The organism is Paraburkholderia sp. (assembly GCF_026225065.1).
Lineage (GTDB): Bacteria > Pseudomonadota > Gammaproteobacteria > Burkholderiales > Burkholderiaceae > Paraburkholderia.
Map to the genome: position 1 here is coordinate 1 of NZ_JAMFSB010000429.1, position 13384 is coordinate 13384.

At 62.8% G+C, this 13384-nt stretch carries 12 protein-coding genes and 1 other RNA gene; 4 read left to right on the forward strand and 9 right to left on the reverse strand.

The genetic code is table 11. The annotated features are described in order from the left end of the window. A partial coding sequence (locus M0954_RS29090) for a cation diffusion facilitator family transporter (RefSeq protein ID WP_297356944.1) occupies positions 1–1095 on the forward strand: 1095 nt, incomplete at its 5' end. 79 nt (positions 1096–1174) lie between these two features. Next, positions 1175–2992, forward strand: coding sequence for an FAD-dependent monooxygenase (locus M0954_RS29095; protein ID WP_297356946.1), 1818 nt, complete (start codon positions 1175–1177; stop codon positions 2990–2992). Positions 2993–3048: 56 nt separating this feature from the next. Here the strand turns inward: M0954_RS29095 and M0954_RS29100 are convergent, their stop codons facing one another. The 4 genes from M0954_RS29100 to M0954_RS29115 are packed head-to-tail and all read right to left on the reverse strand — an operon-like array spanning position 3049 to position 8338. Further along, positions 3049–3300 (reverse strand): formate dehydrogenase subunit delta, encoded by a 252-nt coding sequence (locus M0954_RS29100; protein ID WP_122153760.1) that lies wholly within the window; start codon positions 3298–3300, stop codon positions 3049–3051. Positions 3301–3309: 9 nt separating this feature from the next. Next, on the reverse strand, positions 3310–6264 hold the full coding sequence (fdhF, locus tag M0954_RS29105) for a formate dehydrogenase subunit alpha (protein ID WP_123385668.1): 2955 nt from the start codon (positions 6262–6264) through the stop codon (positions 3310–3312). Between the two features lie 14 nt (positions 6265–6278). Next, the gene (locus M0954_RS29110) at positions 6279–7850 is read right to left on the reverse strand and encodes an NADH-quinone oxidoreductase subunit NuoF (protein WP_122153762.1); all 1572 of its coding nucleotides are present in this window, start codon (positions 7848–7850) and stop codon (positions 6279–6281) included. Beyond that, positions 7847–8338 carry an NAD(P)H-dependent oxidoreductase subunit E gene (locus tag M0954_RS29115; RefSeq protein WP_122153763.1) on the reverse strand — a complete coding sequence of 164 codons (492 nt, stop codon included), beginning with the start codon at positions 8336–8338 and terminating at the stop codon, positions 7847–7849. The genes M0954_RS29110 and M0954_RS29115 overlap by 4 nt, the downstream gene beginning before the upstream one ends. A 135-nt stretch (positions 8339–8473) precedes the next feature. Here M0954_RS29115 and M0954_RS29120 point away from each other — a divergent pair, with 135 nt between their 5' ends. Together M0954_RS29120 and M0954_RS29125 are read left to right on the forward strand one after the other, a co-directional pair. Continuing rightward, positions 8474–9553 (forward strand): substrate-binding domain-containing protein, encoded by a 1080-nt coding sequence (locus M0954_RS29120; RefSeq protein ID WP_123385670.1) that lies wholly within the window; start codon positions 8474–8476, stop codon positions 9551–9553. Positions 9554–9662: 109 nt separating this feature from the next. After that, entirely contained in the window at positions 9663–9926 is a 264-nt protein-coding gene (locus M0954_RS29125) for a hypothetical protein (protein ID WP_297356948.1), read from the forward strand. Positions 9927–9952: 26 nt separating this feature from the next. Here M0954_RS29125 and M0954_RS29130 read toward each other — a convergent pair whose 3' ends face one another. The 5 genes from M0954_RS29130 to M0954_RS29150 form a co-directional block, all read right to left on the reverse strand. Further along, a complete protein-coding gene (locus M0954_RS29130) occupies positions 9953–10741 on the reverse strand; it encodes a substrate-binding domain-containing protein (protein ID WP_297356950.1) in 789 nt (262 codons plus the stop codon). 282 nt (positions 10742–11023) lie between these two features. Then, positions 11024–11393, reverse strand: a transfer-messenger RNA (tmRNA) gene (gene ssrA, locus M0954_RS29135). 102 nt (positions 11394–11495) lie between these two features. Beyond that, complete coding sequence (locus M0954_RS29140) at positions 11496–12209, reverse strand: HAD family hydrolase (protein WP_122153766.1); 714 nt, start codon at positions 12207–12209, stop codon at positions 11496–11498. 27 nt (positions 12210–12236) lie between these two features. After that, positions 12237–12935: a bifunctional 2-polyprenyl-6-hydroxyphenol methylase/3-demethylubiquinol 3-O-methyltransferase UbiG gene (gene ubiG / locus M0954_RS29145; protein WP_297356952.1), complete on the reverse strand. Its 699-nt coding sequence runs from the start codon at positions 12933–12935 to the stop codon at positions 12237–12239. A 222-nt stretch (positions 12936–13157) separates the two neighbouring features. Beyond that, on the reverse strand, positions 13158–13384 hold a 227-nt coding region (locus M0954_RS29150), incomplete at its 5' end, for an OmpA family protein (RefSeq protein ID WP_297356954.1).

The following is a 13384-nucleotide window of genomic DNA, read 5'->3' on the forward strand; positions in this document are numbered from 1 at the left end:
GGTGGTCACGATCACGCGAGCCACAGCCACGTAGGCGATAACCACGCGGGTCATGACCACGACCAAAGCGAAGCGCACGATCACGATCACGGCGCCCACGATCATGCCCCCGGCGAACACGCGCATGATCACGCCGCGGACAACGATCGTTCAAACGCCAAGGGTCACTCCCACGCCCACAATCACAGCCACGGCGGCCATCATCACCACGCGCCGGCCGCGGGCAACGGGCGCGCCTTCGCCATCGCCGTCGCCCTGAACGTCGTAATCGTCCTCGTGCAGGCCATCTACGGCGTGATCGCTCACTCGACCGCGCTGCTCGCCGACGCCGGCCTAAACCTGTCGGATGTACTCGGCCTGCTGCTGGCCTGGGGCGCCATGTGGCTCACTACGCGACGCCCTTCGGCGCGCTACACCTTCGGCTATGGCAGCACGTCGATTCTCGCCTCGCTGGTGAATGCGGGCTTGCTGCTGTTCGCCTGCGGCGTGATCGTCGCCGAAGCGGTTAACCGCTTGCTGAACCCCGCGCCGGTCGCTGGGCTGACGGTGTTCGTCGTCGCCACCGTCGGCATGCTCGTCAACGGTTTCTCGGCGTGGCTTTTCATGCGCGGCCAGAAGGAAGACCTCAATATCCGCGGTGCTTTCCTGCACATGGCGAGCGACGCATTGATCTCCGCCGCCGTCGCGGTAAGCGGCCTCATCATCATCGCTACCCGCTGGAGCTGGCTCGATCCGTTGATGAGCCTCGTCGTCGTCGCGGTGGTCGTTTACGGCACGTGGGGACTGCTACGCGATTCCGTGCGGCTCGCGCTCGATGCCGTTCCACCCGGCGTCGACCTGCCGGGCATCCGCGAGTACCTGGCCGGTCAACCGGGCGTCATCGACGTGCACGATCTGCACGTGTGGGCCCTCTCCACCACCGGCAATGCGCTGAGTGCGCATCTGGTGATCCCGGCCGGCCACCCGGGCGACGCGGCCGTCGATGCCATCGTGATCACGCTACGCGAGAAATTCGCAATGCAGCACGCCACGCTTCAAGTCGATCTCGGCACCAGCCATCACCATTGCGCCCTCGAGCACCCGCACGCGCACTGACACGCGATTGACGCGCTGCACCGTCAGGCGGCGGGGCAGCGGCGTACACTAGGCGGCATGTTGGTCTCCGGAGATCCGCATGGCCGCCGCTTCATACGATGCGTCGCCAGTGCTGATCGTTGGGGCGGGCCCAACCGGGCTCGCTGCAGCGATGAGCCTCGCGCGCGCACACATTCCCGTGCGTCTGATCGACAAGGCGTTGCAGCCCGACCCGCATTCACGCGCGATTGGCATCCAGGCGCGCACACTCGAACTGCTTGAACAGCATCGTCTCGTCGAGCCGTTTCTCGCCTTGGGTCATCGGGCGCGTGCGGCGAATCTTTATTCCAATGGGCAGCGCCTCACTCGCCTCGATTTCGATCCGTTGCAGACGCGTTATCCGTATGTGCTGTTCCTCGATCAGTCGATCACCGAACGCTTGCTGAGCGCGCATCTCGCGACGCTCGGCGTGCTCGTCGAACGTGGTGTCGAACTGACGGAGTTCGCGCAAGGTCCGGATGGGCTCAGCGCGACCTTGCAACGCGCGGACGGCGGCATCGAAGCGATGCATCCTTCGTATCTGATCGCGGCGGATGGCGCGCATAGCGCGATTCGTCACCGGCTCGGCATGTGCTTCGCCGGCAAGACCTTCGAGCAAACGTTTTTGCTGGCCGATCTGCATGCTGATACAGACTGGTCCGACGATGAGTTTCATATCTTCGCCTCAGGCGAAGGGCTCGCGGGATTGTTCCCGATGGGCGGGCAGCGTTACCGCCTGATTGCCGATCATCCCGCGATGCCCGCCTCGCCGGAGTCTGGCGCCGTGCCCGCGCAGCCGGATTCGTCACGCGGTCAAGCTTCGGTAGCCGCGGCGAATGGCGACGATTCCGCGTCTTCCACCGGCTCTGCGGTGGCATCGGTTCCTTCCCCGGATCAACTGCATGAGGCCTTCGCTGCGCCTGCGCCGTCGCTCGAAGAATGCCGCTCGCTTGCCGCCCGACGTATCCATCACCCGGTGAGATTCGAAGACCTGAAGTGGTCGGCACGCTTTCATCTGAACCGGCGCATGGTCGAGCAATTGCGGGTCGATCGCGTGTTTCTCGCGGGCGACTCGGCGCATGTCCATAGTCCCGCGGGTGCCCAAGGGATGAACACAGGGATCCAGGAAGCGTTCAATCTGGGCTGGAAACTGGCCCGAGTGATCCGCGGCGATGCGCCGGACCGCCTGCTCGACTCTTATCACCTGGAGCGGCATCCGATCGAGCGCGACGTGTTGCGGCAGACCAGCTTTGTCACGCAGCTTGCAGAAGCTGACCACGGCCCGCTCAAACTGTTGCGCGAACGCGTGATGCCCGCGCTCGCCGCGCTGGGTCCGCTGCGCGATGCCGCGCGTCTCACGATCAGCGAACTGGCGATCCAGTACCGGCGCAGTCCCCTCTCGCTCGAGCGGGTGCTTGACGGCGGTCCGCGCGCGGGCGAGCGAGCGCCGGATGCGCTTGTGCATGTAGTGGACGGACCGCTTGGGCGGGCACCTGGCATCGGCTGCATTTTCGATCTGCACGACCCAGCGCTTTTCTCGCTGTTTCTGCTGATGGCGCCGGAGAGCCCCGATGAAGCGCCGCTCGATCCGCCCGCGAGCCGACACGCGACGCATGACACCGATCTTGACCGGCTGAGCGCGGCCGTCGAGCGATTGTTGCCCGGCGCGGTTCGTATCTGGTGGGTCAGCGATATGGAAGGCGAGGGTGCGCCGGCGCTTTCCGAGTCCTACGGACGCACACGACCGGCGTTTTACCTGGTGCGCCCGGATGGCTACATCTGCGCACGCGGAAGGCCTGCGTCCGATCTGAATGGCCTGCTGCGCCACTGTGAAGCGTGGTTTGCAAAAGGTGTGACGCAGCAGCAAGCGGCTAGCTGAGGGTGCGATAGCTTGCCGCGTGGATGTAGTGGCCCGAAAGCGTTTTCTTCCAGCGCCTAAGCGGCCGAGGCCGCCGCCGGCGTCAACTGGACGCGATTCGCGAGCAGCGCTTCCAGGACGATCGGCGAAATCGCCAACCCACCCGTATCCGGCTGGTCAGCCGCCGCCAGCAGCGCGCGCCGCATCCGCGGTTCCCAGAAACGGCGAATATGGTCGGCGATGCCAGCGAGTGCCTCTTCGCGATCGGGCATCGAATCGAAAAACTCGCCGATCCGGTTGGCCATCTCGATCAGGTTCTGTTCATCCATGGCGCGCCCTCACTTGCCCGACGTGACATTGGCCAGTTCGCGCTGGCGCAGCAAATCAAGCTGCTCCGTATTGAAACGCGAATAGTCCTGCTGCCATTGCGAAGGCTGTTCCACCGGCATGACCTGCACGGCCGTTACCTTGTATTCGGGGCAATTGGTGGCCCAGTCGGAGCTCTCGGTGGTGATCACGTTGGCGCCCGATTCGGGGAAGTGGAACGTCGTATAGACGACGCCCGGCTGCATCCGCTCGGTGACCTTCGCACGCAACACGGTCTGGCCCGCGCGCGATTCGATGCCGACCCAGTCGTCCATCTTGATGCCGCGCTCTTCGGCATCGTGCGGATGAATTTCCAGCCGGTCCTCGTCGTGCCAGCGCGAGTTCTCTGTGCGGCGTGTCTGCGCGCCCACGTTGTATTGCGAGAGGATGCGTCCAGTGGTGAGAATCAGCGGGAATTTGCGCGTGACTTTTTCCGGCGACGCGATGAACTTCGTGATCACGAACTTGCCCTTGCCGCGCACGAAGGTATCGATATGCATGGTCGGCGTGCCGTCCGGAGCGTTCTCATTGCACGGCCACTGGATGCTGCCGAGCTGATCGAGCTTTGCGTACGAGACGCCGTGGAAGGTCGGCGTGAGGCGCGCGATCTCATCCATGATCTCGGACGGATGCGCATAGTCCATTTCATAGCCGAGCGCGCGGGCGAGCATCACCGTAACTTGCCAGTCTGCGTAGCCCGGAATCGGCGGCATTACCTTGCGCACGCGCGAAATGCGGCGCTCTGCGTTCGTGAAGGTGCCGTCCTTTTCGAGGAACGATGACCCGGGCAACAACACATGGGCGTATTTCGCGGTTTCGTTCAGGAAGATGTCCTGCACGACGATGCATTCCATCGACGACAGTGCTGCCGACACGTGATGCGTGTTCGGATCGGACTGCACGATGTCTTCGCCCTGGCAGTAGAGGCCCTTGAAACTGCCGTCGAGCGCGGCGTCGAACATGTTGGGGATGCGCAGGCCCGGCTCCGGTTGCAGCGTGACGTGCCAGGCCTCTTCGAACAGGGTGCGCGTGACGGTATCGCTGATGTGGCGATAGCCTGGCAGTTCGTGCGGGAACGAGCCCATGTCGCACGAACCTTGCACGTTGTTCTGGCCGCGTAGCGGATTCACACCAACGCCTTCGCGGCCGATGTTGCCGGTGGCCATCGCGAGGTTGGCGATCCCCATCACCATGGTCGAGCCTTGTGCGTGTTCGGTGACGCCCAGGCCGTAGTAGATCGCGGCGTTACCACCGGTTGCGTAGATGCGGGCGGCTTCGCGTACGTCTTGCGCCGGCACGCCGGTGATTTCAGCGGTGGCTTCCGGCGCGTTTTCCGGCAGTGCGACAAACGCACGCCATTGATCGAACGCGCGCGTGTCGCAGCGCTCGGCGATAAACGCTTCGTTAAGCAAACCTTCCGTGACGATCACATGGGCGAGCGCGTTGACGACGGCGACGTTCGTGCCCGGTCGCAATTGCAAATGGTGCGACGCCTTGACGTGCGGCGTATCGACGATATCAATGCGGCGCGGATCGACCACGATCAGCTTCGCGCCTTCACGCACGCGGCGCTTCAGGCGCGAGCCGAATACCGGGTGACCGTCGGTCGGATTCGCGCCGATCACCATGATGACGTCGGCCTTGTCGACGGACGCGAATGTCTGCGTGCCGGCCGATTCGCCAAGCGTGGTCTTCAGGCCGTAACCGGTTGGCGAATGACATACACGCGCACAGGTGTCGACATTGTTATTGCCGAACGCAGCGCGCACGAGTTTTTGCACCAGGTACGTTTCTTCGTTCGTGCAGCGCGACGAGGTGATACCGCCGATCGAATCACGGCCATGTTTTGCCTGGATGCGGCGAAACTCCGAGGCCGCATAGCTGAGCGCCTCTTCCCAACTCACCTCGCGCCACGGGTCGGTGATCTTCGCGCGGATCATCGGCTTGGTGATGCGGTCCTTGTGGGTGGCATAACCCCACGCAAAACGGCCTTTCACGCAGGCGTGACCTTCGTTGGCCTGGCCGTTTTTGTTCGGCACCATGCGCACGACCTGGCTGCCCTTCATCTCCGCCTTGAACGAGCAACCGACACCGCAATACGCACATGTAGTCACGACCGAATGCTCAGCCTGGCCGAGCATCACGACGCTCTTTTCCTGCAGCGTCGCGGTCGGGCACGCGGCCACGCACGCGCCGCACGAGACGCATTCCGATTCCATGAACGGCGTGTTCTCGCTCGCGGCGACGCGCGATTCGAAACCTCGGCCGGCGATCGTCAGCGCGAATGTGCCTTGCGTTTCTTCGCAGGCGCGCACGCAGCGATTGCAGACGATGCACTTCGACGGGTCGTAGGTGAAGTACGGATTCGATTCGTCCTTCTTGTCCTTCAGATGGTTCGCGCCGTCAAAGCCGTAACGCACTTCGCGCAAGCCCGTCACGCCCGCCATGTCCTGCAGTTCACAGTCACCGTTGGCGGGACAGGTCAGGCAGTCGAGCGGGTGATCGGAGATGTACAACTCCATCACATTGCGACGCAGCGACTGCAGGCGGTCCGTCTGCGTGCGCACTTTCATGCCGGCTTCGACGGGTGTCGTGCACGAGGCCGGGTAGCCGCGCTTGCCTTCGATCTCGACGAGACACAGGCGGCACGAGCCGAACGGTTCGAGGGAATCGGTGGCGCATAGCTTCGGCACGTTCACGCCAGCTTCGATTGCTGCCCGCATGACGGAGGTGCCGGCAGGCACGGTGACCGCCTGGCCGTCGATTTCCAGCGTCACGTCTATGTCGGCGTGACGCAGCGGCGTGCCGTAATCGGTGTCGTCGAAGGGCGAGCGGGCTTGCGTGCTTCGCTGCGCCTGCGCTTGAGTCTTGCATGCGCAGTTGCCGGAGCCGCAACCGCCGGCAGTGGATTTGAGCGCGTCGGACATGGTGGGCTCCATGATCAGGCCGCCGCCGCATTGGGCTGGACGGCGTCGAGACCGAAGTCTTCGGGGAAATGGTCGAGTGCGGACAGCACCGGGTAGGGCGTCATGCCGCCCATCGCGCAGAGCGAGCCCGACACCATCGTGTCGCACAGGTCGCGCAGCAATTGCACCTGGCGCGTTGACGTGTCGCCGTTGCGAATCCGCGCGATCACCTCGACGCCACGCGTCGAGCCGATCCGGCATGGCGTGCACTTGCCGCACGATTCGAGCGCGCAGAAGTGCATGGCGTATTGCGCCAGTTCTGCGAGGTTCGAGGTGTCGTCGTGCACGACGATCCCGCCGTGACCGACAACGGCACCGACCGCGGCGTACGCTTCGTAGTCGAGCGGAATGTCCCACTGGCTCTCAGGCAGATAAGTGCCGAGCGGGCCGCCCACTTGCACGGCGCGGGCGGGCCGGCCACTTGCGGTACCGTCGCCGTAGTCATCGATCAATTCGCGCAGCGTCACACCGAACGCGAGTTCGACGAGACCGCCTTGCTTGATATTGCCGGCGAGCTGGAACGGCAGCGTTCCACGCGAGCGACCCATGCCGAAGTCTTTATAGAACGCGGCGCCGCGCGCGAAGATGATCGGTACGGTGGCGAGCGTGATGACGTTGTTGATGACAGTTGGCTGTCCGAACAGCCCCACCAGTGCCGGCACGGGCGGCTTGGCCCGCACGATACCGCGCTTGCCTTCGAGCGATTCGAGTAGCGCGGTTTCTTCGCCGCAGACGTAAGCGCCAGCGCCTTTCGCAACCTGCAGCTCGAAGCGGTGGGCGGAGCCGAGCACGCTGCCGCCGAGCCAACCGGCGTCACGAGCGCGCGTGATGGCGGCTTCGAGTGTCGCGATCGCGTGCGGATACTCGCTGCGCACGTAGACGTAGCCGAGCGTTGCGCCCGTGACGATCCCCGCGATGATCATCCCTTCGATCAATACATACGGATCGCTCTCCATGATGAGACGATCGGAGAACGTGCCGGAGTCGCCTTCGTCCGCGTTACAGACGATGTACTTCTGGGCCGCTTTCGCGCCACGCACCGTGCGCCATTTGATGCCGGCGGGAAACGCTGCGCCGCCGCGGCCGCGCAGGCCCGATTCGATCAGGGCTTCGCAGGCGGCGTCGCCATCGGCGGTGAGGGCCTGCTTCAAACCTTCGAGGCCACCATGCGCGAGGTAGTCGTCGGTCGACAATGGATCGGTAATGCCGATGCGCGCGAAGGTTAGACGCTGCTGCTTCTGCAGATACGGAATCTCGTCGACGATGCCTACATAGCTCGGATGAGCGCTACCGTTGAAGCTCGCATCAACGAATCCGGCGTCGAACAATGATGTGACATCAGTGACGTCGACGTTGGCATAGCCAACCCGTCCGCGCGGCGTGGCGACTTCGACAAGCGGCTCGAGCCACAGCAAGCCGCGCGAGCCGTTACGGATCAGTTCGATGGCGACACCGCGCTGCGCTGCTTCACGTGCTATCGCATCGGCGAGCGCATCCGCGCCGAGTGCAAGCGCGGCTGAATCGCGAGGAACGTAGATGCGCGTCATGCCGTTTCCTCCACGCGCTTCACCTCTGTTGCAAGCAGTGCGTCGAACTTCGATGGCGTGAGTTTCGCGTGCAACGTGCCGTTGATCGTCAACGCCGGTGACAACGCGCATTGACCCAGGCAATACACCGATTCGAGCTCAACGACCGCATGCTCGCCATGCCGGGGTTCGGCGTCGAAGCGGCAACCGGTGCGTGCTTCGATGTGCTGCGCAAGCGCTTCGGTGCCCATGCTGCGGCAGGCCTCGGCGCGGCACAGTTGCACGGTGACCGGCGCGGCCGCGCGAGTACGGAAGTGGTGATAGTAGGTGAGCACGCCATGGACTTCCGCGCGCGACAGGTTCATCGCCCGTGCCAGCGGCGCGACGGTAGCGGGAGGCACAAAGCCAAGCTCGTCCTGGATGGCATGCAACACGGCCAGCAGAGAGCGGCCGGAAAGTGCGTGACGCTGCACCAGTTGCTCAGGTGCGATTGCGTTGGAATCGTCCAAAGTGGGGGCTCCTCCGAAGTCTAATATGCACTTGTATTTCATAAAGTGTGCACGTATGCTTCATTCGTTTCGTATATATACAGCGAACGATAGGCGGGTGAGGGTCCTTTCGCAATAGGAAGCAGAACGACATATATGATCAGGATTGAATGCCACGCGCAGCTGGTCGTGCGCGACCCGGACGGCCGCGAAGCCAGCCTGACGGATGTCGTGCAGTTATTGGCGTTCGTCGATGAAGCGGGCAGCATTGCCCAGGCGGCGACGCTTAAGGGTTTATCCTACCGTCACGCGTGGGGCTTGCTGCGTAGTATTGAAGAGCGCCTAGGCGGCCCGCTGATTGCCAAGGAACGCGGGCGCGGCTCCGTGCTATCGGAACTCGGCCAGGCTGTGTTGCGCGCACAGCGCCTCTGTAGCGAACGGCTCGACGGCAACATGCGCGCGCTGGCAAGCGAGGTGGCGAGCGATCTGAATCGTTGGCTCGCCCCCCCCGCCGACGATGTGCGGATACATGCTTCGCACGGCTACGCAGTCGCGGCGCTTGTCACTGCGCTCGTCGCCGACGAAGTGCCGGTCGACATCAAGTACCGCGACAGCGCCGACGCAGTCACCGCGTTGGCGCGAGGCGAGTGCGATATGGCTGGCTTTCACTTGCCGCGCGGCGAATTCCGCGCGGCGTGCGCGAGTACCTACCGGCGTTGGCTCGATCCCGAGCGTCATGTGCTGGTTCATCTGACGCAGCGCAAACAGGGGCTTTTTTTGTCGAAGGGCAACCCGAAACGGATCAGCGGATTGCGCGATCTTGCGCGTGACGACATTCGCTTCGTGAACCGGCAGCCGGGCTCCGGCACGCGCATGCTGCTCGATCTGGCGTTGCGCCGCGTGGGTGTTGACCCCGATCGGGTCAACGGCTATGCGTCGACCGAACTGACGCATTCCGCGATTGCAGCCTTTGTGGCCAGCGGTATGGCCGATGTGGGCTTCGGCGTCGAACCGGCCGCCCATCACTTCGGGCTGGAGTTCGTGCCGATCGTCGACGAGGACTATTACTTCGCGTGCAACCGGACGCAACTGGAACGTGCGCCGCTTGCGACCGTCATTGAAATGCTGCGCAGCGTTGCCTTCAAAAGCGGTGTGGCCCGGCTGGAAGGATACGATCCGCAGGACTGCGGCACGCTGCTGAATCTCGACGACGGACTCGGTCCGGTTCCGGCGTAAGCGGCAGTAACAAGGTGAAATCGGGGTACCGCTGCGCAGCCGTGGTGTATGCGATACTCTTGAGCCTTACGGTTAGCCTTAACTGCGCGGCCTGCCGCGCTGGATCGATATGAACGTTCTACTCAAAGTTTGTGCTGTGGCCGCTACGGTCGGCGCACTGTTTGCCACTGTCTCGATCTCTTTTGCGCAGAACTCGCCGGGAGTGCCGGGCGGCATTCTGACCGATGAATTCCATCTGCAGGAACACCCGCAGATGCCGTTTGCCGCTTCTGCGCCGACGAAGAAGTTCCAGTCCGACAAGAAATCGGCCATGCGTAAAAAGGGCGATTTAGGTGATCCGGACGGCTGCAATCTGCAATGCCCGGACGACTGATAGCCTAAGCTGGTGTGGCCCCGGCGCTAGTGCGCGGCTAGCGGATCGAGGCCGGTGCTGGCAACGTCGGACGCGGCCTCAGGCGAGGCGAGAAGATCCAGAAACTGCCTGGCTTCACGTGGATGAGCCGCACTCACCGGGATACCGGCTGCATAGCGCGTGACCGATTGCAACGACTCCGGAATCTTGCCGACAAACTCGATACCGGGCACGGGCAACAACTCGCTCACCTGCTGAAAACCCAGTTGATAGTCGCCCTTCGCGACGACCGAGCCCACCGGGAACTTGGGGACCATCGTGGCCTTCGGTTTCATCTGAGCCTCGATGCCCATCTTCTCGAAGAGCTCGTTCCTGATATAGACGCCGCTCGCGCTATCCGAATACGCTACTGACTTTGCATCCAGCAAGGTCTTTTTGAACGCTTCCACGCTGCCGATATCCGGCTTGGGTTCTCCGGCACGAACCACCATGCCGATGCGCGAGTCGGCCAACTCGACCCGCGAGCCCGGTATCACTTTGCCCTCGGCGATCAGCTTGTCGAGCGCGTAACCCACCATGATGACGACATCCGCTGGCTCCTTGCGGGCGAGGCGGTTGGGAATTGCCTCGGGCGCATTTCCCATTGACGGACCGTAGGCAATGTTCAGCGTATCTCCAGACTTCGCCTCGAACTTTGGCGCCAGTAACTGGTAGGCGGCGGTGAAGCCGCCGGAGTTCATGACATGGAGGTCGGCTGCATGTGCGCTTTGGGTAAGCGCGGAGCCGCACAACAGTAACAGCGCGGTGGCGAGCAGTTTCGGGAAGGGTGATTTCATGATCGCGGCAGAAAGGTAGCGTGTTGACTTCAGGCATTGCGTGCCCCGCGTTTGGCGGCGCACGCGGTTTCGTCAAGTGCATACTTATGATGAATGGATCTGCTCTCACGATCAATCCGTGATTCTCGGCAGTGGGGCAAGTGACAATCCGGTTCGCCGGTAGCGTCGGACTTACGGTGCGCCGCGCACCGGGACGGCCTAAATGACAGGCAACAAAAAACCCGCGAAAGCCTAGGCTGTTCGCGGGTTGTTCGTACGGCTTGATGCTTGATACAGGTGTTCTGGTGGAGGCGGCGGGAATCGAACCCGCGTCCAGAAGCACTCTACGACTAGTTCTACATACTTAGTTCTGTCATTTGATTTAACCAGAGCGACGCGGACGAACACGCTGCGCTGCGGCGATTCACTAATTTTTCGACCTGGACGTCGTGACACCGCCAAGGCTTAACTGACGTATATGACCTCTGTCGGTATTGCTACCGGTCTTGCGACTCTAGCCCGTCAGTGAACTAGGCAGAGGACGGCGGCCCTTAGGCTGCCAGTGCGAACGTTTCGTCGTTTGCAGTTACGTTTTTCCCATTGATTAACGAGGTGACGGGTCCTCGGTATGCCCTAGCCGCTTTGCAACCCCTGTCGAAACCAGGTCGCCCCCACGGTTTGTTGCCCCAAAATTGCTGGGCCAGAGTAGATTTTACAATAGAATGACAGCCCTGTCCTGCCTGTCTTTGGACCGGACAATGTCCCGGCGCCCTGGTCAGCTGATCTCGCGCAACAGCTTTTGCAGTTCAGCCGTCGACTGGACTACGTGTTGGGCATGCCAGTGGGTCGGCGGAATGTCGTTGCCGCAGTACCCGTATGCGGCCGCCACGGTCACCATGCCTGCTGCAAAGCCCGCCTGGACGTCGCGCAAGTCGTCGCCCACGTAGACGATCCGCTCCGGCGCGAGGTCCAGTTCGCGCGCCGCGTGCAGCAACGGCGCCGGATGCGGCTTCGAATGCGGTGTCGTATCGCCGCTCACCACGCATCCCGCGCGCAGATCAAGTCCCAGCAACGCCACCAGCGGCTCCGTCAGGCGCGCAACCTTATTCGTCACGATGCCCCAGCGCACGCCGCGTGCATCCAGTTCGTCTAGCACGGCGTCGATGCCCTGGAAGAGCGTCGTTTCGATGCAAAGGTCGGCCTCGTAGTTAGTGAGAAATTCGTCGCGCATCGCCGGGTAATCAGGGTGTTCCGGCCCGATGCCAAACGCGCCGCCAATCAGCCCGCGCGCACCGGCCGACGCCAGCGGGCGCAGGTCGTCGAGCGGCACCATCTCGAGGCCGCGTTCGTGGCGCATCTTGTTGACGGCGGCGGCCAGATCGGGCGCCGTGTCGGCGAGTGTGCCGTCGAGGTCGAACAGGACGGCCTGGCAAAGGCCGATGGAGGCGTCTTCGTCTTCGCGTTGCGGCAGAGGAGTGGGGTCGCTCATGGGTGCGTTCGTTGGAGTCGTTGCGCGTCAGGCTTCGCGGCGGCAGGCGAGCATATAGTTGATGCTCGTGTCGTCCGACAGCGCGAAATGCTTGCCGAGCGGGTGATAGGCGATGCCTTTGATGTCCGCGGTGTGCAGGTCCGCGGCACGGACAAAGCCCGCCAGTTCCGACGGGCGGATGAAGCGCGCGTAGTCGTGGGTGCCTTTGGGTAGCATCCGCGCGATGTATTCCGCGCCGATTACCGCAAACAGATAGGACTTCACGTTCCGGTTGAGCGTCGAGAAGAACACCCAGCCGCCTGGCTTTACGAGCATCTTGCAGGCGGCGACGATAGCCGCTGGCTCGGGCACGTGCTCGAGCATTTCCATGCAGGTCACGACGTCGTAGGTGCCAGGCTCACGGGCCGCGAGTGCTTCGGCGGCGATTTCTTCGTAATCGACGGTTACACCACTTTCAAGGCTGTGAAGATCTGCGACCCCGAGCGCCTGGCTCGCGAGGTCGATGCCTTTCACATGGGCACCCACCGCTGCCATCGATTCCGACAGAATGCCGCCGCCGCAACCAATATCGAGTACCCGCTTGCCGGCAAGGTGTACATGAGCATTGATCCAGTTCAGCCGGACCGGATTCAATTCATGCAGCGGTTTGAATTCGGCGTTCGGGTCCCACCAGCGATGTGCGAGATCGCTGAATTTCTGAAGTTCGTGGGGATCGACATTGGTCATGGCGGATACGGGCCTTGATGAGAGCAGGTGGACGGGTGTCGAGGATAAAGCCTGAGTATATAGGCCGAGGCAGAGGGCGGCAAAATGCCACGGCAGGTCGGCTGCCCGACGCTGGTCTGAGACCGAATTCGCCGCGCCGGCGCAAATTCGACGCCTCAGACGCGCTTAGGCATAAAAAAAGCCCCGCCGAAGCGGGGCTTTGATACTGCGGTAATTTGGAGCTTACTGCTTCGAAGTACCGACAACTTCGACTTCCACGCGACGATCCGGTGCGAGGCAGGCGATGAGAGCCTTGCGGTTCTTCTGGTTGCAGCCGGTCGTAACCGGGTTGCGCTTGCCCTTGCCTTCCGTATAGATACGGTTGGCTTCGATGCCCTTGCTGACCAGGTATGCCTTGACAGCTTGAGCACGACGCAGCGACAGGCGGTCGTTGTACTTGTCCGAACCGA

What these genes read in the sequence shown, in the direction of transcription:
- M0954_RS29095 (WP_297356946.1), top strand. Translation starts at nt 1,175, where the DNA reads ATGGCCGCCGCTTCATACGATGCGTCGCCAGTGCTGATCGTTGGGGCG.
- M0954_RS29100 (WP_122153760.1), bottom strand. Translation starts at nt 3,300, where the DNA reads ATGGATGAACAGAACCTGATCGAGATGGCCAACCGGATCGGCGAGTTT.
- fdhF (WP_123385668.1), bottom strand. Translation starts at nt 6,264, where the DNA reads ATGTCCGACGCGCTCAAATCCACTGCCGGCGGTTGCGGCTCCGGCAAC.
- M0954_RS29110 (WP_122153762.1), bottom strand. Translation starts at nt 7,850, where the DNA reads ATGACGCGCATCTACGTTCCTCGCGATTCAGCCGCGCTTGCACTCGGC.
- M0954_RS29120 (WP_123385670.1), top strand. Translation starts at nt 8,474, where the DNA reads ATGATCAGGATTGAATGCCACGCGCAGCTGGTCGTGCGCGACCCGGAC.
- M0954_RS29125 (WP_297356948.1), top strand. Translation starts at nt 9,663, where the DNA reads ATGAACGTTCTACTCAAAGTTTGTGCTGTGGCCGCTACGGTCGGCGCA.
- M0954_RS29130 (WP_297356950.1), bottom strand. Translation starts at nt 10,741, where the DNA reads ATGAAATCACCCTTCCCGAAACTGCTCGCCACCGCGCTGTTACTGTTG.
- M0954_RS29140 (WP_122153766.1), bottom strand. Translation starts at nt 12,209, where the DNA reads ATGAGCGACCCCACTCCTCTGCCGCAACGCGAAGACGAAGACGCCTCC.
- ubiG (WP_297356952.1), bottom strand. Translation starts at nt 12,935, where the DNA reads ATGACCAATGTCGATCCCCACGAACTTCAGAAATTCAGCGATCTCGCA.